Raw genomic sequence first — 21,007 nt, 5'->3', positions numbered from 1 at the left:
CACGCTTATACAGTCCACCTGAGGAAACCCAATTTTTTTGCATTTTCATAGTAGTTAGGGAAAATCAGCAATCTTTTTGATGCCAATCCTTCCCCGCCCCTCCGACATAACCTGAAATCAGGAAAGCTATAATTAAATAACAATCAAGCTAAAAAAATCGGCCTATAATCTGAAGTGGACTGTATAATTATACAGTCCACCTTAGCTTTATCAACCTATCTTTTCAACCTTTACATAGGGCATATTATTTTGCAATTCAACACCAATGGTTACCTTGCCTGCCATATTTGTTTTTACCTTGCCTACATTTACATCGTCAATTAAAATTTTATATTCACTAGAAGGTTCCATTTCCAAAGTCAACTGAACATCCTCGTGACCCTCTATCATGAAAAATGCACCCTTTTCATTTAATGAAAATTTATGTATGGTAGCGCCGGGCACTACCTCCATAAGCATTTTACCGTTTTTCTCAAGCTTTGTAATTTCATTGTATGTTTTAACCTTATAAAGATCGCCTTTTACCTCAAAATCCAAAACCTTTTTCTTTTCATCCATCAAATAATTGCCGAAGCTGATACTTCCATCTTCTTCCTGACGAATCAATTCCTCGATTACAGCCATTTCGCTACCTCCCAAAATATCACTTTCACAGTATACTTTCGATAAAAAATCCGAAATATCGCCAAATTTCTCTCTTCATTTGGATTAGGTTGATTATAACACAAAACATGACTTTGGTATATAGCTAAATTCATTATTTCAATAGGAAAAATTTCAATTATTTTACAGTTCTAAAAGAAAATCCATTTGTCTTAACCCCAACAGAAACCTTACTTCCCTTTTGGAAGTTTCCACTCAAAAACTCCTCTGCAAAAACATCCTCAATCTTTGTTTGCAGAGCACGGCGTAAAGGTCTGGCGCCATACGCTTTATCGTAGCCAACCTCCGCAATTTTTTCAATGGCTTTATCTGTAAAGGTTAACGTAATATCCATGTTTTCCTCAACTCTTTTACAAAGTGTCTTTGCCATAATCTTAACAATCTCAACTATATCCTCCTGTTCCAAAGGATGGAACACAATGATGTCGTCAATACGATTGATAAACTCCGGCTTAAAGATGTTTTTCACCTCATCCATAACACCCTTTTTCATAACTTCATAGCTTTGTTCTGCCGTTTCCACACTGGTAAAGCCCATTCTTTTCGGTGCGGCAATGCTTCTTGCTCCGGCGTTGGATGTCATAATAATAACTGTATTCTTAAAATCCACCTTACGCCCTTGACCGTCCGTGATATGTCCGTCATCCAGCACCTGCAAAAGGACATTAAACACTTCTGGGGAAGCCTTTTCAATTTCATCAAAAAGTACTACCGAATAAGGGTTTCTGCGAACCTTTTCGCTGAGCTGACCCCCTTCTTCATAACCAACATATCCAGGAGGTGCACCCACCATTCTGGCTACACTGTGCTTCTCCATATATTCAGACATATCAATACGAATCATTGCACTTTCGTCACCAAAAAGTGCCTGAGCCAAAGCTTTGGAAAGCTCTGTTTTGCCCACACCTGTTGGTCCTAAAAACAAGAAGGAGCCAATGGGTCTATTTGGATCTTTTAAACCAACTCGGCCACGGCGAATTGCTCTTGCCACTGCCTTTACCGCTTCATGCTGACCCACTACCCGTTCATGGAGTGTATCTTCAAGGGCGAGCAATCTAGCCGTCTCTTCCTCTTTTATACTCTGTAAAGGAATTCCCGTCCAACGAGAAAGCACTTCTGCCACTTCCTCCGGTGTTACTGTATGGGCATTGATGTCGTTATTCTGCTCCCAATCTTTTTGGGCTTCCTTCAATTGGGTACGTAAAGCATCCTGTTGTTTTTTAATTTCACATGCTTTTTCAAAATCTTCTGTTTTGATAGATTCCTCTTTTTCCTTCTCCATCTCCGCCAGTTTCTTTTGCAAATCCTTTACCGCTAGGGGTGCTCCATAGGTTTTTAAACGCAGGCGTGAAGCAGCTTCATCAATCAGATCAATTGCCTTATCCGGTAAAAATCGATCCGTAACATAACGCATAGAAAGCTTTACCGCCGCCTCTACCGCTTCGTCAGTAATGGTTACTTTATGATGCACCTCATATCTATCCCGTAGGGCACGAAGCATATCAATGGCAGCCTGCTCCGTTGGTTCTTCCACCTTTACAGGCTGGAAACGGCGTTCAAAGGCCGCATCCTTTTCAATATATTTTCTGTATTCATCCAGTGTTGTAGCACCAATCAGCTGTATTTCACCTCGTGCAAGAGAAGGCTTTAAAATATTGGAAGCATCAATAGCTCCTTCCGCAGCACCTGCGCCGATTATGGTATGAATTTCATCAACAAAAAGAATGATGTTACCATCTGCTCGAACCTCAGCCAAAGCTTTTTTCATTCTGTCTTCAAATTCACCACGATATTTTGAACCCGCAATGACAGCAGACAAATCAAGGCTGATAATCTTTTTATTTTTTAATACTTCAGGAATGTTTCCATCTACAATTTTTTGTGCCAAGCCTTCCACAATAGCAGTTTTTCCCACACCAGGATCCCCCACAAGACAAGGGTTATTTTTCGTTCTTCTGCTTAAAATTTGTATGATACGTTCAATTTCCAAATCTCTGCCGACAATGGGGTCAAACTTATTGTTTTTCGCCATTTCCGTTAGGTTACGGCTGAATTTATCCAGCGTTTCCGTTGGGCTTTTTTCCTGTGTCTCGCCGTTTGTATTCATACCTCGAATACCTGAGGTTTCATTTTCACCTGCACCCAGCATGCTCATAATATCAGCGTATACTTGCTGACGATTTACATTTAGATCCATCAGAATTTTTGTTGCAATGTTGTCTTCTTCTCGAATCAAGGATATCAACATATGTTCTGTTCCAACATAACCCATACCCATTTTTACCGCTTCCTGAAGACCAAATTCCACAACCCGTTTTGCTCTGGGTGTGTAGTCTACGGGGACATAAAAGGTTCTGTTGTGCTCATTTAACGTAACAATGCGATCCATAACCTGATGATAGGTTACCCCTTGGATTTCCAAGGCTTTTGCCGCTACACTTTCTTGTACTAGGGTTAGCCCAAGTAAAATATGCTCTGTTCCAACGTACTTATTTCCCAGTTTTAACGCAGCCTCTTGAGCTCTTGCCAAAACCTCTTGCGCTTTTTTCGTATATCTTCCTTCCATGTTTTTCACCTTCCTTAGCTTGTTAGCCATCAAAGCTTGTGATTGCTAATTGTATGTTTAAAATAAAAGAACTTTTCAGTTCTTTATTCTTTTTCCAAATATACTTAATTATACGAAAGAAATGATAAGAGGATACCTGAAATCAATCGTTTCTCAAAAGAAACACAGAATATTTTCACCACTCACCATAAATTGATACACACATTATAATACACACAAAGAGAAAATGCAAAGCTTGTTTTATGAATTTCCATAAAAAAACTGAAAAATGCCATCCTTAGGCATATTTACGAAGGACCATGGCTGATTTGTTGCAGGATGTAATCCTTTTAAAGAATACGCCCAAAGAGCGATTTCCGTGCGTCCTCTTCTTTGAAACTGGGAGTTATATTTTTTATCTCCCCAAATTGGTGCTCCTGCATGTGCAGTTTGTACCCGAATTTGGTGATGTCTGCCTGTCTCCAGTTGGATTTCCACCAAACTTAGAATCTGATTTTCTTCAACCTTAGTTTGGAAAACCTCGTAATGCAATACAGCCTTTTTTCCCATCTTATCCTTGGGGGAAACTACCTCTGAAAGATTGGTACGCGTATTTTTTTTCAAGTAATCAATCAAGGTACCTTTTTCTTCAGGCATTTTACCCAATAGAACGGCAAGATAACGTTTTTCCAAAATCCCTTCCTGCATTTGTTTTGCAAAAGCAGCCTCTGCCCTTTTTGTTTTTGCGAAAACAAGGAGACCCCCTACCGGTCTATCTAGGCGGTGAATCAAACCCAATGGATGACCGCAATGCTGTTCCAACGCAGAAAGTAAATCCAAATCTCCTGTTTTATCTGCCTGTGTTGGCATACCTTGAGGCTTTTCCGCCACCAACATTTCCCCATCCTCAAATATTATTTTCCAATCCATCATTACACTTCCTTTAAAAGAATTCCACTCTTAGGCTCCAATGGCAAACAAATATGCCCGTTTTCCACACTAAAGTCCACGCTTTCCAAATGATATCCCCTCTCATCCGTCAAAATCAAGCGTTTCATTCTGCCTTTTTCTCTAACGCCAATCTGCCATACAGGCACAAAAATTTCTTTAAAATGATCGCTGTTATTCAATACAACTACACAGTGGTTTTGTTCCGTAAACCTTCCATATCCTATGATACCATATTCTCCAAATAATTGCTTTAAGGAACCCAATCGTAAAGCTTCATTTTCTTTTCGCAAAAAAATGCATGCTTTGTGGAATGCAATTAATTCGTTATTTTCTCTGCCCCAAGGATAAGGTCTGCGATTATCAGGATCAGTCCATCCCGCAACTCCAGCTTCATCCCCATAATAGATGGTGGGTGCACCAAGCCAAGTCATTTGGAACAAGACTGCCTCCCGCATCACAGAAAGTTGAATACCCTCCGAGGCTCTTTCTGCGCCATCATGCTCCAATCTACCCAATTGGCGGTTTGTTCTTGTTAAAAAACGAGAATGGTCATGATTAGAAAGCTCATTCATTGCTGTAGTTAAGGCCTGAATAGGCAGCTTTGACATTTGATAAATCATACTGCCCCAAAATACATCAGCATTATTGTACAAATCATCTCTGGCGTCTGTACTGTGCTTTGATACCCCTGTAAGAAACCAAGTCAACGGCTCCATAAAGGCGTCATAATTCATAATGCTATCCCATTGATCGCCAAGTAACCAAGCTTTTGCCTCTCCGTAATGCTCTGCTAAAATTAAAGCATTTGGATTGGCTTTTTTCACGGTTTCCCGAAATTCCCGCCAGAAAGTATGGTTAAATTCCTCTGTGGTTCCTAAATCTGCCGCCACATCCAGCCGCCATCCGTCTGCACAAAAAGGAGACGAAACCCACTTTGCACCAATCTCCATAATTTTATTTCTTAACTCCAAACAGCCCTCAACATTTAGCTTAGGATGGTTTTCATATCCCCACCACCCCTCATAGGTAGTTCCATCCTGATTCCATATAAAATAAGGATGAAATGGACTGTTTTTATCTTGAAAGGCACCTTTTAATTTATCCTTATAAATCCCCTCTCGATCCATCCATTTATGGAATGCACCGCAATGATTAAAGACACCGTCAAGGATTACTTTCATTCCTCTTTTATGCGCCTCTGCAACCAAGGAAGCAAAAAGCAAATCACTTTTTTGCAGATTTGTTTCATTAGTAATACGAGTGATATATCTGGTTGCTTCTTGATTCTTTTCCGAACCAAAAACCAATGCTCCTTCATCCACCTCAATCACACCAAGATGAGGATCAATATGCTCATAATCCTGAATATCGTATTTATGATTACTGGGGGAAAGAAAGATTGGGTTTAAATATATTGCATCTATGCCCAAACTTTCCAGATAGTTAATCTTCGTCAAAATGCCTTGCAAGTCACCGCCATAAAAATTCCGAATATCCTCTGATTCCAGATTTTTGTTCCAGTCTACAATTTTTTTCACCGGTTTACCCAAATACATATATTCATTGCTCAGAACATCATTTTTTTCATCTCCATCAAAAAAACGATCGGGGAATATTTGATACATTACCGCTCCCCTTGCCCATTGGGGTGTATGATAGTCCCTCAGAATTTCGAACCATCCCTCCCCCTGATAGCTGTCAAACACACCAAATTTTGTATAATAAAGGGTGAATCCCTCCCCCTCGATACAAAAATAATAACATTCCTTCTCGTCAGTTGGGGGTAATTCTACTTGATAAAATTCAAATATAAAGCTTGACCACATTTTTTTCATGGGAAGGCGCTCTGCTTCCCTACATAAAAAAGGCCGCAGCTGAAGATTTCTGCCCGTCCTTAAAGTAATTGTAACTGTATCAAACCTGGAAGGCTCCGGCGGTATTCTATAATTTATAGTTTCATCGCTGAAAATTGCTTGGGAACAAAAATAAGGAATATTTACTAACCAAGAAAAATTATCATAATTTGGCAAAAACCCACCACCTTTGTTGTATTTGATATGGCTTATAATAGCCGAAACGGATTTTCATTGCGGTAATTATACCATAAACAATTGAAAATAAAAGTAAAAATAAGATTCCCCTCATAAATTCATTTGAATCAGGAAAAATAATTCAAATAAACTTAATTTTTTCCATGCATGGAAAAAAGAGCAGTCTGCCGATGACTGCTCTTCTTTCAAAAAGAGAAGGTATTTCTTATTGGGATTACGGATTTACCGCAATGTGAAAATATTGGGGAGTTTTCACATGCTCATTATATCATGTGGGACAAAAAATGTCTAGGAAAAAATAATAAAAATTTAACAAAAATTAACTTGTAAAATCTGAAAGTAGCTTCACTAAGTTTTCTTCGCCTAAAACATAGATGCCCTCTATGAGCTGTTGCCGCTCCGGATCAGGCAAGACAGAAATCGGAACTTTCGTCAATTCCTTTAATCTCATCTTTTTATCAATATCTTCTGTAAACACAGCTAAATTGCCTTCATACTCTTTTAAAACAAAGACCTCACTGCTTTTTCCCTCAACAGAACACCGCAGTATTACCTTTTCAGGTGAAAAATAAACAATTTGCCACCCGTTATAAATGCTTTGCATCTGCCGGCGGTTCAACCCTTCAAGAAAATCCGGAACTGGCTCAGTAACCTCTTTTGTGATTGCGTCCTTTGTATAGTAATATTGGTAAATTATTTTACCCTCTTTTTTCACAGTAACTTCTTTTTTTCCAACCAAAACGGTATGTTCCTGTGTTGGAAGCTTTTGCTTTTCTTGTTCTTTCGCTGTTAAAACATAACCTAGCCCCAACGATAGAAAAAAGCCGGCAAGGGCCAGAAGTACAACTTTTTTCTTCATAATTTCCACCTCGAAAAAAGTATGTACCCTTTTGGAAAATTTTATACAAAAACATGAAAAATTTTGAATTCATTGATTTTTTCTTTAAAGAACCTTTTAAAACAGTCTAAAATGCACAGGAACCCCATTTTCGTAGGTACAAGGCAGCTCTCCTTGAATCAACGGAAGCAAATAATCAATCATTTCTTGAGTAACATCATTCCCCTGCTCATGAATCCATTTCAAAGGAACGGTTTTCACTTGGTTGGCAATTTTTTCAATTTCTACAAATTCAATTTCAAATTGATACGGCTTGGTGGATATTCTTTTGATTGCTGCCATTTTTCCACTTCCGCCTGCCATAGCATAATCCGCCGCTGCCATGCCAAGCAGTCTGGATTCATAAATATCCGCTGCACTTGCCACGTGGGATGCACAACGCTGCATCAAATTCAGCTCTACACTTCTGACCTTACACCCAATCTCTTGGCGAACGATTTCTTCTAAATACTTTGCCGCACCTGCCAAAATTTTATGCCCGAAGGCATCTGTTGTTCTATCCTGAAGGCAATCGGTAATATATTCTCCCGCCTCATTTTTAATTCCCTCACTTACCGCAATAACCACAGCATGTTTTTCCCCTAACTTTTCTCTTACATCCCGTAAAAATCCGTCTACGGAAAAAGGCTTTTCACAAAGATAAATTAAATCAGGTGCGGAGTCTCCGTTTATTCTACCCAAAACGGAAGAAGCAGTAAGCCATCCTGCATCTCGCCCCATTACTTCCACAATGGTGACAGCAGGTAGAGCATACACATTGCAATCGCAGGCAATTTCTGAAAAAGTGGTGGCGATATATTTTGCTGCCGAGCCAAAGCCCGGGCAATGATCCGTTTCCATCAAATCGTTATCAATGGTTTTTGGAGCGCCCATAATACAAATATCATTTATCTTGCGCAAGCGGCAATATTCTGAAAGCTTATGCACTGTATCCATGGAATCATTTCCACCAATATAAATAAAATAGCCAATATTATATTTTCTGAAAATAGAAATTATTTTTTCAAATTCAAAGGTACTTTCCTCCCAATGTGAAAGCTTCATTCTACATGAGCCCAATGCCGAAGAAGGTGTTTGACATAACAGCTGTAAGGATTGAGGGTTAGAAAGCAGCGCATTCAGTTCAACCATTCGTTCAGCCAAAATTCCAATGATACCATTTTGTGCGCCATAAACCTTATCAATATTTTTATCAGCCAATCCTTTTTCAACCACACCGCATAATGTGGCATTAATTGCTGCAGATGGGCCGCCCGATTGCGCGACCAGTAAGTTTTTCATTGCTATCCGCCTTTCCAAAATTTATCTCATGATAGATACTACAAGTATTATAGATTTTATTTCTCTAAGAAACAATAAGAATTTTAACGATTTCCATTGCTTCCATATATTACACGTTCTCAGGCTCCCTATTTCCAAAATGCAACAAAAGGACTACTGCTCAAATGAACAGTCGCCCTTTCTGCTTCAATCACGCATCCACTATACATGTCCCAGAAGAGAATCATTTTATCTACGGTTACCCATAGGATTCCTATTTTATGTCTAATGAATAGTCTCAAGAAAAATATATTATGAGTTTGCGCATTATTGTATGTCTCATTTGATCATTCCTAAGCTGTTATAATCTCACTTTAACGAAACGAACGAAGATATTCCATACAAAATAAATATTGCTCAAACTGCCTTTTATCCTAAAATCAACTTAATAAAGAATAAAATTCCGATAATAACGATAACTGGATTCAGTTCTTTTTGTCTGCCGCTGAGCAGCTTCAACAATACATAAGAAATTACACCAAAAACCAAGCCTTCAGATATGCTATATGCAACAACCATCATCAGTATTGTCATAAATGCAGGGAATCCCTCTGTATAATCGCTAAAATCAATCTCTCTGATGTTTTCAACCATAAATAGACCTACTACCACCAAAGCAGGCGTTGTAGCAAAGGATGGAATTGTTGTTAAAATTGGGGAAAATAACAATGCAATTAAAAATAGTACGCCAGTGGTAAATGCAGTCATACCTGTACGTCCGCCATCAGATACGCCGGAAGCACTTTCCACGAAGGTGGTAACTGTGGAAGTACCTAATGTCGCACCAATTGTTGTTGCACATGCATCTGCAAATAAAGCTCCTTTGATATGAGGCAATTTGCCATCTTTATCAACAAAACCAGCTTTTGTGGATACACCGATTAAGGTACCCAGGGTATCAAATAAATCAACAAATAAAAATGCAAATACAACAGTTATAAAATCCAAAATATTTACACCTTGAAAACTCAGCTTCATTGCGATAGGTTCGATACTTGGAGGTGCCGAAATAATTCCCTGAGGAATTAAGGAATACATTCCTGCATCAATATCTACTACATAAATTCCAGTAAGCTGACAGATAATACCTAAAACCCAAGTTAAAATAATTCCCAAAAACAAAGCGCCTTTTACTTTTTTTACCACCAGCGCCAATGTAATAATTGTACCAATTAAGGATAATGCCACAGAAATATTTTTAATGTCCCCTAATGCAACACAAACGGTACTGTTTGGAACAATAACACCTGCATTTTGTAATCCAATGAAGGCAATAAACATACCAATACCAACACTGGTTGCTTTTTTCATATTAGATGGTATTGCGTTAAAAATTGCTTCTCTCACTTTTACAGCGGAAAGCAAAATAAAAATTATACCCTCCACAAATACTGCCGTTAAAGCCACTTGCCAGCTGTAACCATACTGTCCGCAAACAGTAAAAGCAAAATATGCATTCAGCCCCATACCAGGAGCCAATGCAAAAGGATAGTTGGCAAAAAAGGCCATAAAAAATGTACCCAGTGCAGAAGCAAGACAGGTAGCAGTTAGAAGAGCATTGGCGTCCATTCCCGATGCACTTAAAATACTGGGGTTAACCACCAAAATATATGCCATTGTCATGAATGTAGTTAATCCAGCAAAAATTTCAGTTTTCATTGTAGTGTTATTCTGTTTTAGCTTAAAACATTTTTCGAAAAAACCCATGTTTTTCCCTCCTTATAGTAGGTATGAATAAAAAAAGTAAAATTAAGACAATGACTTTAAGATGATAACAAAGTAAAGCTGACCTGTCAACGGTTTACAACTGTATATTCTACAAAGATTCCAAATAACAGGCAATATATTTCATGGTTTTTTCTCTTGTCAATATTTGTGGCCTATGCTAATATAAATAGAGAATCTGCCGTCGGAATTTTTCGGCGGCTTTTCATTTCAAGAAATCGGATGACATTGAAATTTGTATGGAGGTTAATGATGAACCACGAAATGATTATCGTATTAGACTTTGGCGGCCAATATAATCAGTTGATTGCGCGCCGTGTCAGAGAACATCATGTATATTGTGAAATCATGCCTTGGAATAAGCCTATGGAGGAAATCAAGGCTAAAAATCCCAAGGGCATCATTTTCACCGGCGGACCTAATAGTGTGTATGATGAAAAATCCCCTCACTGTGATCCTGAAATTTTTGAGCTTGGCATTCCTGTTTTAGGAATTTGCTATGGCTGCCAATTAATGGCATATACCCTAGGCGGAAAAGTTGGGAATGCCCAGGAAAAAAGTGAATATGGCAAAACAGAGGTTTCCTTCGATACAAGCAGTAAATTGCTTAAAGGTATTAGTGAAAAAGAAATCTGCTGGATGAGCCATACAGACTTTGTAACAGAAATGCCTGAAGGCTTCCGCATTGTAGGCAAAACAGGAACCTGCCCTGCCGCGGCCATTGAATGCCCTGAAAAAGGCTTTTACGGTGTACAATTCCATCCGGAAGTAAACCATACGCCAAGAGGTACCGATATGATCCACAACTTCTTATATGAAGTGTGCGGTTGTAGCGGTGACTGGACTATGACAAATTATATTGACGATCAGATTAAAAAAATCCGCAAACAGGTTGGCACAGGCAAAGCCCTTTGTGCCCTATCAGGTGGCGTTGACTCCAGCGTTGTTGCTGCTTTGGTTTCCAAAGCAATCGGTAAACAGCTGACTTGCGTGTTCGTTGACCACGGCTTAATGCGTAAAAATGAAGGCGATGAGGTAGAATCTGTATTTGACGGTTTCTTTGATTCTCATTTTGTGCGTGCCAATGCACAAGAACGCTTTTTGAATAAGCTGAAAGGTATCACTGATCCTGAGGCTAAAAGAAAAATAATTGGTGAAGAATTTATCCGAGTTTTTGAAGATGAAGCGAAGAAAATCGGTAAAGTTCAATATTTGGTTCAGGGCACCATCTACCCTGACGTAATTGAAAGCGGTCTGGGTGATTCAGCTGTGATTAAGTCTCATCATAACGTTGGAGGGTTGCCCTCCGTTGTTGATTTCGAGGAGCTGATTGAGCCTTTGCGTCTTTTATTTAAAGATGAAGTACGTCAGATGGGTATTGAACTTGGCTTACCTGAAAATCTAGTATGGCGTCAACCTTTCCCTGGCCCCGGCTTAGGTATTCGTGTAATTGGCGAAGTGACTGAAGATAAATTATCCATATTGAGAGATGCCGACGCTATCTTCCGTGAGGAAATTGCAAATGCTGGATTAGACCGCAGCATTAATCAGTATTTTGCAGTAATTACGGATGTTCGTTCTGTTGGTGTTATGGGTGATTTCAGAACCTATGATTATACTTTGGCACTGCGTGGTGTAACAACAACGGACTTCATGACCGCTGACTGGGCGCGTATTCCTTATGATGTATTGGACCGCATCAGCGTTCGTATTGTAAATGAAGTAAAACACATTAATCGCATTGTGTATGACATTACTTCTAAACCCCCCGCTACGATTGAGTGGGAATAAGTATTAAACGGCTTAAAAGTGGCTTAAACACTGGGTTTGTGGCACTTTTAAATAGTCTGTGATACTGCTATGATACTAAAAATTATTTTGACCAATAATTTAAGGTGTCACCATTAATAAAATAAACAGAGGAAAACCCTCTCGTTTAGCTAAGTTTTATGACTTAGTTTAGCGAGAGGGTTTTTGTTTTGTAAAAACCAACCTTTATAATGAATGATGATTTTTATTATCCCAAAAGTCAAAAAAATATTTCAATGCAGCTTTAATAAATCTTTTTCTGAGATAAGATGATTGTCTACGATTATCTAAGAAACTTAACAGTTCTTCATAAAATTGGCTGTCAGGAAGAGATAAATAAGGTTCGATACTTTTCATTTTTATTACAACTTCTTCATTAATATTTTTTTCGTGTAAAAAATCACACAGATATTGCACCGCTTTTGAATAAGATCTTGCTTTTCCAGAATCTACTCCAGGTGTTTGGCAATAAGTTTCAAATTCATTAAGTAATTTATCCATTTTAATCCTTCTTCCTGATTATATAGAAACATTAGCTATTCAATAATAATATCAAAGAAGATCTGCATTCTTAGACATTTCCTCTTTCGTAAGGTCAAGTAAAAATTTATCTGTTAAAAGCTGAGTTTTAGTATTTTCGTTATCTATACCGCCAAGCGACTGCTTTAACTGCTCTGCCATTGCTTCCTCTGTGGCAATACGCTCAAGACAATTATTGATTTTATCGTTTTTAAAGTGGATATAGATTGAAGTTGGATCAATGCTACCCTCAGATGTTACGTCATAGGAAAAGTCCATGCCTAACTTCTCTTTTAGAAGATAAAACAATGTCATGGCGTCACCAACAGTTTCTACTTTTACGGCATCAAGTTCTATCTCTAAAAGCTGATTACCGCCAATTTCAAGAACAGAAGCAATTTTTTTAAGTTGTTCAGGTTTAGGAAACCTGTCCCCTGCTTCATATTTGCGTATAGAAATCTCACTAACTCCTGAAAGCTCGGATAGTTGCTTTTGGGTCAGCTTGTTGGCTTTACGATAAAATTGTATTTTCTCACTTATATTCATGATGCACACCACCCTTATAGATACTATTGTATCAGAAACAATAAAGTAAGTAAATAAAATATTTGACAGATACAAAAGTATATGATACATTAAAAACACACATAAGATACAAAAGTATCTTATCAAGATGAAAGGATGATTTGATATGACAAAAACAGCGCTTATTAACGCAAAGGAAGTAGCAGAAATTTTAGGAACTTCCAAATCCCACGCTTACAAGCTGGTACAGCAGCTCAATGATGAATTAAAAAAGCAAGGCTATATTGTCATTGCTGGAAAGGTAAGTAGAGCTTATTTTGAAGAAAAAATTTATGGATTACAAGGAGGTAATTAAATGCCAGCGTATAAAGATGAACGCTACAATACTTGGTTTACTGCGTTTTATTACACTGATTGGCAAGGAAAACGTATCAAAAAGATGAAACGTGGTTTTACCACCAAAAAGGAAGCACTAGAGTGGGAACGAGTATTTCTACAACAGCAAACACAGGACTTGGATATGCCATTTTCCTCGTTTTATGAACTGTACAAAAATGATATGAAAGCAAGGCTCAAACTCAATACCTGGCTAACCAAAGAGCATATTATTGAAAAGAAGATTTTACCCTACTTCAATGATAAGAAGATGAACGAAATCAAAGCCACCGATGTGATGGCTTGGCAAAATGCAATGATGAACTATCGTGATGATAAGGGCAAGGGGTATAGTATGACTTATCGAAAGACCCTACATAACCAACTTTCTGCCCTATTCAATCATGCAGTCAAATTCTATGAGCTCAAAAGCAACCCTGCGGCTAAGGTTGGCAATATGGGTAGTGAGAAAACCAAAGAAATTGAATTTTGGACACAAGAAGAATATGAAATTTTTATTGATGCCATGAGAGACAAGCCTATGTCCTACTATGCTTTTTCCTTAATGTATTGGACAGGCTTAAGAATTGGTGAACTATTGGCACTGACACCCAAAGACTTTGATTTTGAAAAAGGGACTGTAAGTATCAATAAATCCTATCAAAGGTTACAGGGTAAAGATATTATCACGGAGCCTAAAACACCAAAAAGCAACCGCATTATTAAAATTACAGATACCTTGTGTGAGGAAATACAGGAGTATATCCGTCATCAGTACAAACTTAAACCAAAGGATAGGCTCTTCCCCACAAATAAAAGTTATCTAACCAATGAAATGATACGAGGTTGCAGGGAAACCGGAGTAAAAAAGATAACTTTGCATTCTATCAGGCATTCTCATGTAAGTCTATTGATTAACCTAGGTTTTAGTGCCGTTGCTATAGCTGATAGAGTTGGTCATGAGTCAATAGATATTACTTACCGCTATGCTCATCTATTCCCAAGTAAGCAGATTGAGATGGTAGACAAATTGGAGGAATTACAAAATGTCGGCAAAAAATCTTGATAAGAAAAATCGCTTTCGTAGTAAAACAGTAGCTTTCAGAGTATCGCCTGAAGAATGGGAGCAATTCGAAATTGCTGTGAAACTATCAGGACTGAACAAGCAAGATTATTTAATAAACCGCATATCAGAAAGAGATATTGTTGTTCAGGGCAATCCAAGAGTATATAAGGCTCTGCGTGACCAACTAAGCAACGTCTTAGTAGAACTAAGCCGTATTGATGGATTGATAGATGGATTAGATACAGAATTGCTAGAAACAATTAACCTAATTACATTAACACTGCAAGGACTACAAAATGAGCAAAAATAAAAGCCCCTATCCGGCAAGATAGAAGCTTTTGAGATAACAGCGAAACTGTGGTATCCCATTAACAACTTAAGTATATCACGGTTTCCACCCAATATTCAAGAGGAGGAAACACGTTTGAGCAAACTGAAAATTATAAACATGGAAGATATTGAAACAAAAGAGGTGGAATGGTTGTGGTATCCATACATACCATACGGAAAAATCACAATTATTCAAGGTGATCCTGGAGAAGGTAAAACCACAGTAGTTTTAAAACTTGCCGCCCTACTTTCTAATGGTGAACCACTACCCTACGATGATAGAGAACGTGATCCCATTAACATCATCTATCAGACCGCAGAAGATGGGCTAAATGATACCATAAAGCCAAGGCTTGTAGAGGCAAATGCTGACTGCACCAAAATTAAAGTTATCGATGAAAGTACACAGGCACTTTCTATGGTTGACGAGCGACTGGAGCAAGCCATTGTAGAAACTAAAGCAAGGTTGGTTATCTTAGATCCCATCCAAGCTTATTTAGGTACTGATATCAATATGAATGTGGCAAATGAAACACGTTCTGTTATGTCTAAATTAGGTAGTATTGCTGACAAATATTCTTGTGCCATTATCCTAATTGGCCATATGAATAAAGGTGGTAGTAAAGCATCTTATCGTGGTTTAGGATCTATTGATTTTCAAGCAGTTGCACGCTCTGTTTTAATCGTGGGAAGGCTGAAAGATAACCCTGAAATCAGAGTAATTGCACAAGGTAAATCAAGCTTAGCACCTGAAGGAGATTCTATTGCTTTTGAATTAAGTAAAGAGACTGGTTTTCGCTTTCTAGGTAAATACGACATTACAGCAGATGACCTGCTAAATGGTATTCAAAAAGATAATAAATCACAGCTAGCCGAACAACTTTTAAATGAACTTTTAGCCGATGGTAAACGACCTCAAAGTGAAATTATGTCAATTGCAAAAGAACATAGAATTTCTAAACGTATACTTGATGAAGTCAAGAAAAATATGTATATCAAGTCCTTGAAAATCGGAAACAAATGGTACTGGGAACTTATTAAAAGCGACTCTTAAAGGTAGGTTGCAAGGTTGCAGGTTTCTAGAGTGTTGCAACCTTGCAATGTTCCTTATTGCGTAGCAATATGCCAATGCAACGGCACGTTGCCCCTCGGAGAGCGCAGGCACTTTTGATACGAAGTGTCGAAAGTGCTATTGCGTTACTTTTGACAAAAGTCACAAAAGGAGCTGACGCTCTAGTTAGTTAAAACTGTAAAAGGATGGATTGAGAGATTGAAAAACGTACAGATAAGTTATGACCTGTTTCTAATGCTTGTGAAATTCCATTTAGGCGGTGACGAAATTTGGCAGGAAGAAATTGAAACTGAGCTTAATAAAAAAATCGAAGCCATCGTTGCCAGAAATACATACACAAAATATAAGACTGCACCCACAAAAGAAGAACAGGAAAAAGCAAGAATTGAATACCTAGATTTGAAGGGATACCATAAAGATTGGCGGTGGTGATTTTCTCTTTATCAGCAGTATACAGGAGCGTGGCACGCTCCTGTATTAATAGTTAAGAAGGAGGAATTTGCATTTGAAGCGAACAATCAGTATTGCAAAAGGCAAAGGCTCTATTGGGCATAATTCTAGAGATTTTAAAGCTGAGAATATTGACCCTACTCGTATCCATTTAAACACCTGTTTTATTAAGGAAGATATAAAAGAAGTGTATCACAAATTATTTGATACTGCCCTTGAAAATTACAATGCCAAACAGAAACGCAATGATAGAAAAATCCCAGATTATTATGAGAAAATACGCACTTCAAAACAAGAGAAGTTATTCTATGAAATCGTTGTACAAGTGGGTAACTTTGAAGATATGAGTGCTACTGATGAAAACGGAAAAATCGCTGAAGAAATCCTCCATAAATACATGGCTGACTTTCAACAAAGAAACCCTACCCTATATGTATTTTCTGCTCACCTTCATATGGATGAAGCCACTCCACATTTACATATTGATTTTGTGCCATATACAGATGGTAACAAACGTGGTTTAGATACGAAAAACACCCTGAAAGGTGCATTGGAGAAGTTAGGTTTTAAGGGTGGTACTCGTGGTAGTACTGAGCTTACCCAATGGCAAGATTCCGAGAAAGAAAAACTAGCTGAAATTATGCTTGAACATGATATCGAGTGGGAGAAAATAGGCTCCAATAAAGAACATTTATCTGTTCTTGATTACAAAAAAGAAAAGCGTGCTGAAGAAATAATGCAGCTAGAAGAAAAGATTGATACTTTGGAAGATAAATCTACAAAAATGGATGCTGTCATTGAGGAAAAATCAGATAAAGCAAAGCATATTGAAGCTAAGTTATATAATCTTATGAAACAACACAAAGATATTCAGACGAATATTCATGCTTATTATGAAGAAACAGAGTGGCAGCTCCCTGAAGTGACAGGATTTGCTACTGCAAAATCGTATAAAGAAAAAAAGGCCCAGCCCCTGGTAAATTCCCTAAAGGAAGTCATTAAAGGCTTAGTGGTCAGAATAGTCAATCTAAATCAGAAATATAACACTTTATTAAAAGAGAAAAACTATTGGTATGATAAAGCAAATCGGGTACCAAATTTACATGACACAAATGCTCTAAAAGCGGAAAGCTATATGAAACTTGAAAAAGTGTTAGGTAAAAGCAAAGTTGATGCTTTAATTCAAGAGTATCAGCAAAAGCCAGTACCTTCAATAACTAAAAAGAGAGATTATGAGAGGTAAAATAATGGAAAAGCATATTTATGACGACAAAAACGGATTACACTATACCCTAGCTGAAGATAGTATGTATTACCCCGATTTAGCTCTGCCACAGGAAGAAGATGTGTGGGTAGGCAAATATGGGTTACTTTGTGAAGCCTATCTGAGAGAGCATAGAAACAGCTTGTATATGAGTTTGTATCTATCAGGGAAACTCAACAAGCATCTACTTGAAATCAACGAGCAAGCACAAACACAGATTGATAAAATGGTTGCTCACTGGGCAAAACTCAATGGATGTGATGAGAAATTTAAAGCTACCAATCAAACGGCTTGGGTTGCTAGAATGAATAACTACAAAATGATGGCTGAAGAACTTATAATGAAAAAAAATATTTATATCTAACTCATTGACAAATAGGTCTGCCCTATTCTATAATTAAGGCAGACCTATTTCTTAGAGGGGGTGCTATTCTGGAAAAAGGTAAGAGAGGTCCTAAAACTGACAACCCAAAAAGTCACAAAGTAACAGTCAAATTAGACGACACTTCAAAGAATATTCTTGATGAATATATGGAGCAAGAAGCAGTGTCTGCTGCCGAAGCTGTTAGACGTGGAGTTATGAAGTTAGAAAATGACCTTAAAAACAAATAAAAAAAGTGACGCTCTCCGATCAAAGATACACGTCACTTCCCAGTGCAGCAACTATCTAAAAGACAGTTACGACATAAATATTATACACTATGTTGCACTTTCTTTCAAGTTGGTTGTTACAAACAAGGAAAGGAAGTATTTTTATGGATAAAACCAAAGTATGGAATGAGATTTTAGAGACCTTGATTCGAGCGAATTTTGATGCATTTCAACAAACAAAAGAACATGAGTATTTGCACCAAAGAAAACTGTACTTAAATGAATTGATGGAAAACGAATTGAGTACCAGTCAAAAGACCATGATTGAAGAAATCATCTATGAGTTTGGCTCGATGGAAGAAGCTAACGCAGACCGTATGTACGCACAAGGCATGAAGGACTGTGTGATTATTTTAAAGAACTTGGGGGTGTTAGAATGAACATTATTGAAGAACTGTATCATGGCAATATTCACACCAATGAAAAGTGCTTTTCTCGTTCTTCTCACTATACAAAGTTTGTTGCAATCGTTAGCGAGAATGAAGAAAAGATCACAGAGTTTTTACAGGCACTACCCAATTCCGAGCAGGAACAACACTTACTTTCTCAGATGATGAATGCCCAGAGTGAAATCAATCTCTTTGAGGGTCGTGAGAAGTTTATAGAAGGATTTCGATTAGGTGCAAGGTTTGTATTAGATACTTTTGTAGTTCCACAGCAAAGTGTCATTCGTGATATTGAATGATAATCTATCAATAGTACAACTCCCTGCATTTTGTGGGGAGTTCTATTTTAAAATAGGAACAAAACAATAAATCACAAGAAATATACTTCTCATTCAGTCCTGTATTTATTCCTAATATTGTGTTATACTATTCCTATACAAATATTTCCACGAGGTGAACAATATGGATTACATGAAAGTATCGGAAGCAGCGGAAAAATGGGAACTATCTGCTCGCAGAGTACGAATACTCTGTCAAGAAAATCGTATAGAAGGTGTCATCCGTAAGGGCAATCTTTATATGATACCAACCGATGCTAAAAAGCCTGAAGATGCTCGTAGCAAAGGTAGAAGTCGCACAGCACTGAAAAAGCTACTGAAAAATATAGATGAAAATCTTGAAAAGCTCTCTAGTATGCGTCCTTTAACAAAAGGAGAAGTTGAGCGTTTGCGACATGAATTTTTAATTGAGTTCACTTATAACTCTAATGCTATTGAGGGTAACACTCTCACTTTGCAAGAAACAGCCATGGTTTTAGAGGGTGTCACCATTGACCAAAAGCCGTTAAAAGAGCATTTAGAGATTATCGGACATCGAGATGCATTTCAATATGTAGAAAGCCTTGTCAGTGACAAGGTAGAGTTTTCAGAATATGTAATTAAAAATATCCATTCCTTAGTTTTGATAGATAGACCTGAAGATAGAGGGACTTATAGGCGTATCCCAGTACGCATCATGGGTGCTTTTCACGAACCACCACAGCCCTATATGGTTGAGCCTATGATGAATGATTTAATAGTTAATCACAGTCAGAGGAAAGAGAAAATGCACCTTGTAGAAGCTGTTGCACTATTCCACCTTGACTTCGAGGGTATCCACCCTTTTATTGATGGCAACGGACGTACTGGCAGACTTCTCATTAACTTTGAGCTGATGCAGCATGGCTACCCTGCTATTGACGTGAAGTTCTCAGATAGACGTAAATACTATCAGGCTTTTGATGATTATTATCGTAATCAGAATGAGATACCAATGGTGGAAATGGTTGCAGGGTATGTGAATGAGAGGTTACAGAAGTATTTGAAGTTGTTAAATTAGAAACTATATTTAAGGGGGATAATTATGAAAACTATATTTGAACAAGGAACATTTAACGCATACCAAGAGCGTAGTTTACAACATGCAATGAATGAAGTTGTAAGATTTTCTGCACAGACCACAGTTTTTATCTCACACAAGCATGATGATCTTGGTGATTTGCAAGGTGTATTAGGTTTTCTAGAAAAACACTATAATGTAAAAGTATATATTGATAGCCGAGATTCCTCTATGCCAGCTATTACTTCCGAAGTTACTGCAAACAATATAAAATCTAGAATTGAAAAATGTGATAAATTTATTTTGCTTGCAACAAATGGAGCCATAGAATCTAAGTGGTGTAATTGGGAATTAGGATTTGGGGATGCGAAAAAATACAAAAATCATATTGCTTTATTTCCAATGAAGCCTCAAGGAACATATGATAGCTCATACAAAGGAAATGAGTATATGCGAATTTATCCATATATATGTTATTTCGATGGAACAGAACGCTATACAAATGGGACATCTATATCTAAAGGATACTATATTGGAGAATTTAAGGAAACAGGAAATTACATAACACCATTGAGTGAATGGTTTAATTCTAAATAATAAAAAGGATGAGTGAAATTGGAGGAAAAATACGTTATCTTGAAATGATTCAGGGTATTATTAATAGGATGGCTAATAATTCATTTATGTTAAAAGGATGGGCAGTCACTCTCGTAGCAGGTATTTTTGCTTTAGCTAGCAAAGAAGCGGACAAGAGTTATTTTCTTATTGCTTACGTACCGATAATTATCTTTTGGGGAATGGATTCATACTACCTGTTCCAAGAACGACTCTTCAGAAGTTTGTATAATAAAGTGCGAAATTTAGAGAGCAATAAAATTGACTTCTCGATGAAGGCCACCAAAGAAGAATTTAACGAAAAGAACAATCAGTATTTATGCGTCCTGTTTTCGCCAACAGAACTTTGGTTCTATTTTCCTTTGGCAGCATTAAGTGCAGGAATTATAATACTGACTCATATCTGATGTATTTT

The 21,007-nt window shown here is 37.6% G+C and carries 22 protein-coding genes; 13 read left to right on the top strand and 9 right to left on the bottom strand.

What is annotated here, in order from left to right; genetic code table 11:
* Positions 1 to 210: 210 nt before the first annotated feature.
* The 7 genes from CPRO_RS06560 to CPRO_RS06530 form a co-directional block, all read right to left on the bottom strand.
* Positions 211 to 624: an endosialidase gene (locus CPRO_RS06560; protein WP_066049371.1), complete on the bottom strand. Its 414-nt coding sequence runs from the start codon at positions 622 to 624 to the stop codon at positions 211 to 213.
* Between the two features lie 157 nt (positions 625 to 781).
* Positions 782 to 3,229, bottom strand: a complete 2,448-nt coding sequence (locus CPRO_RS06555; protein WP_066049368.1) for an ATP-dependent Clp protease ATP-binding subunit — start codon at positions 3,227 to 3,229, stop codon at positions 782 to 784.
* Positions 3,230 to 3,469: 240 nt separating this feature from the next.
* The gene (locus CPRO_RS06550) at positions 3,470 to 4,138 is read right to left on the bottom strand and encodes an RluA family pseudouridine synthase (protein ID WP_066049365.1); all 669 of its coding nucleotides are present in this window, start codon (positions 4,136 to 4,138) and stop codon (positions 3,470 to 3,472) included.
* Positions 4,139 to 4,140: 2 nt separating this feature from the next.
* Positions 4,141 to 6,189, bottom strand: coding sequence for a glycoside hydrolase family 13 protein (locus tag CPRO_RS06545; RefSeq protein ID WP_236782398.1), 2,049 nt, complete (start codon positions 6,187 to 6,189; stop codon positions 4,141 to 4,143).
* A 340-nt stretch (positions 6,190 to 6,529) separates the two neighbouring features.
* On the bottom strand, positions 6,530 to 7,069 hold the full coding sequence (locus CPRO_RS06540; RefSeq protein WP_066049362.1) for a hypothetical protein: 540 nt from the start codon (positions 7,067 to 7,069) through the stop codon (positions 6,530 to 6,532).
* Between the two features lie 96 nt (positions 7,070 to 7,165).
* Positions 7,166 to 8,389, bottom strand: coding sequence for a 6-phosphofructokinase (locus CPRO_RS06535; RefSeq protein WP_066049360.1), 1,224 nt, complete (start codon positions 8,387 to 8,389; stop codon positions 7,166 to 7,168).
* Between the two features lie 408 nt (positions 8,390 to 8,797).
* The gene (locus CPRO_RS06530) at positions 8,798 to 10,135 is read right to left on the bottom strand and encodes an NCS2 family permease (protein WP_066049357.1); all 1,338 of its coding nucleotides are present in this window, start codon (positions 10,133 to 10,135) and stop codon (positions 8,798 to 8,800) included.
* Positions 10,136 to 10,405: 270 nt separating this feature from the next.
* On the opposite strand from CPRO_RS06530, the gene guaA reads away from it, so the two are divergent.
* Positions 10,406 to 11,944 (top strand): glutamine-hydrolyzing GMP synthase, encoded by a 1,539-nt coding sequence (gene guaA, locus CPRO_RS06525; RefSeq protein ID WP_066049354.1) that lies wholly within the window; start codon positions 10,406 to 10,408, stop codon positions 11,942 to 11,944.
* A gap of 204 nt (positions 11,945 to 12,148) precedes the next feature.
* Here the strand turns inward: guaA and CPRO_RS06520 are convergent, their stop codons facing one another.
* Both CPRO_RS06520 and CPRO_RS06515 read right to left on the bottom strand, forming a co-directional pair.
* The gene (locus CPRO_RS06520; RefSeq protein ID WP_066049351.1) at positions 12,149 to 12,463 is read right to left on the bottom strand and encodes a hypothetical protein; all 315 of its coding nucleotides are present in this window, start codon (positions 12,461 to 12,463) and stop codon (positions 12,149 to 12,151) included.
* Between the two features lie 51 nt (positions 12,464 to 12,514).
* Positions 12,515 to 13,027, bottom strand: coding sequence for a helix-turn-helix domain-containing protein (locus tag CPRO_RS06515; protein WP_066049348.1), 513 nt, complete (start codon positions 13,025 to 13,027; stop codon positions 12,515 to 12,517).
* A 145-nt stretch (positions 13,028 to 13,172) separates the two neighbouring features.
* On the opposite strand from CPRO_RS06515, the gene CPRO_RS06510 reads away from it, so the two are divergent.
* The 12 genes from CPRO_RS06510 (at position 13,173) to CPRO_RS06455 (ending at position 20,999) form a co-directional block, all read left to right on the top strand.
* Positions 13,173 to 13,361 (top strand): helix-turn-helix transcriptional regulator, encoded by a 189-nt coding sequence (locus CPRO_RS06510; RefSeq protein WP_066049345.1) that lies wholly within the window; start codon positions 13,173 to 13,175, stop codon positions 13,359 to 13,361.
* Positions 13,362 to 14,447, top strand: coding sequence for a site-specific integrase (locus CPRO_RS06505; RefSeq protein WP_066049342.1), 1,086 nt, complete (start codon positions 13,362 to 13,364; stop codon positions 14,445 to 14,447).
* Positions 14,428 to 14,757: a plasmid mobilization protein gene (locus CPRO_RS06500; protein WP_066049338.1), complete on the top strand. Its 330-nt coding sequence runs from the start codon at positions 14,428 to 14,430 to the stop codon at positions 14,755 to 14,757. The genes CPRO_RS06505 and CPRO_RS06500 overlap by 20 nt, the downstream gene beginning before the upstream one ends.
* 72 nt (positions 14,758 to 14,829) lie before the next feature.
* Complete coding sequence (locus tag CPRO_RS06495; RefSeq protein ID WP_422664672.1) at positions 14,830 to 15,831, top strand: AAA family ATPase; 1,002 nt, start codon at positions 14,830 to 14,832, stop codon at positions 15,829 to 15,831.
* A gap of 216 nt (positions 15,832 to 16,047) precedes the next feature.
* A complete protein-coding gene (locus CPRO_RS06490) occupies positions 16,048 to 16,281 on the top strand; it encodes a complexin-2 (protein WP_066049335.1) in 234 nt (77 codons plus the stop codon).
* Between the two features lie 73 nt (positions 16,282 to 16,354).
* A complete protein-coding gene (locus CPRO_RS06485; RefSeq protein ID WP_066049332.1) occupies positions 16,355 to 17,542 on the top strand; it encodes a plasmid recombination protein in 1,188 nt (395 codons plus the stop codon).
* A gap of 4 nt (positions 17,543 to 17,546) precedes the next feature.
* Positions 17,547 to 17,927, top strand: coding sequence for a TnpV protein (locus CPRO_RS06480; RefSeq protein WP_066049329.1), 381 nt, complete (start codon positions 17,547 to 17,549; stop codon positions 17,925 to 17,927).
* A 391-nt stretch (positions 17,928 to 18,318) separates the two neighbouring features.
* Positions 18,319 to 18,594 carry a hypothetical protein gene (locus CPRO_RS06475; protein ID WP_066049326.1) on the top strand — a complete coding sequence of 92 codons (276 nt, stop codon included), beginning with the start codon at positions 18,319 to 18,321 and terminating at the stop codon, positions 18,592 to 18,594.
* A complete protein-coding gene (locus CPRO_RS06470; protein WP_066049323.1) occupies positions 18,591 to 18,899 on the top strand; it encodes a DUF6809 family protein in 309 nt (102 codons plus the stop codon). The genes CPRO_RS06475 and CPRO_RS06470 overlap by 4 nt, the downstream gene beginning before the upstream one ends.
* A 163-nt stretch (positions 18,900 to 19,062) precedes the next feature.
* Positions 19,063 to 19,977, top strand: coding sequence for a Fic family protein (locus CPRO_RS06465; protein ID WP_066049320.1), 915 nt, complete (start codon positions 19,063 to 19,065; stop codon positions 19,975 to 19,977).
* A gap of 24 nt (positions 19,978 to 20,001) precedes the next feature.
* On the top strand, positions 20,002 to 20,574 hold the full coding sequence (locus tag CPRO_RS06460) for a TIR domain-containing protein (RefSeq protein ID WP_066049318.1): 573 nt from the start codon (positions 20,002 to 20,004) through the stop codon (positions 20,572 to 20,574).
* Between the two features lie 8 nt (positions 20,575 to 20,582).
* Positions 20,583 to 20,999: a hypothetical protein gene (locus CPRO_RS06455; protein WP_066049317.1), complete on the top strand. Its 417-nt coding sequence runs from the start codon at positions 20,583 to 20,585 to the stop codon at positions 20,997 to 20,999.
* Positions 21,000 to 21,007: the final 8 nt, after the last annotated feature.

The organism is Anaerotignum propionicum DSM 1682 (genome assembly GCF_001561955.1).
Classification (GTDB): domain Bacteria; phylum Bacillota; class Clostridia; order Lachnospirales; family Anaerotignaceae; genus Chakrabartyella; species Chakrabartyella propionicum.
This window is presented reverse-complemented; position numbering and strand designations above follow the sequence as displayed.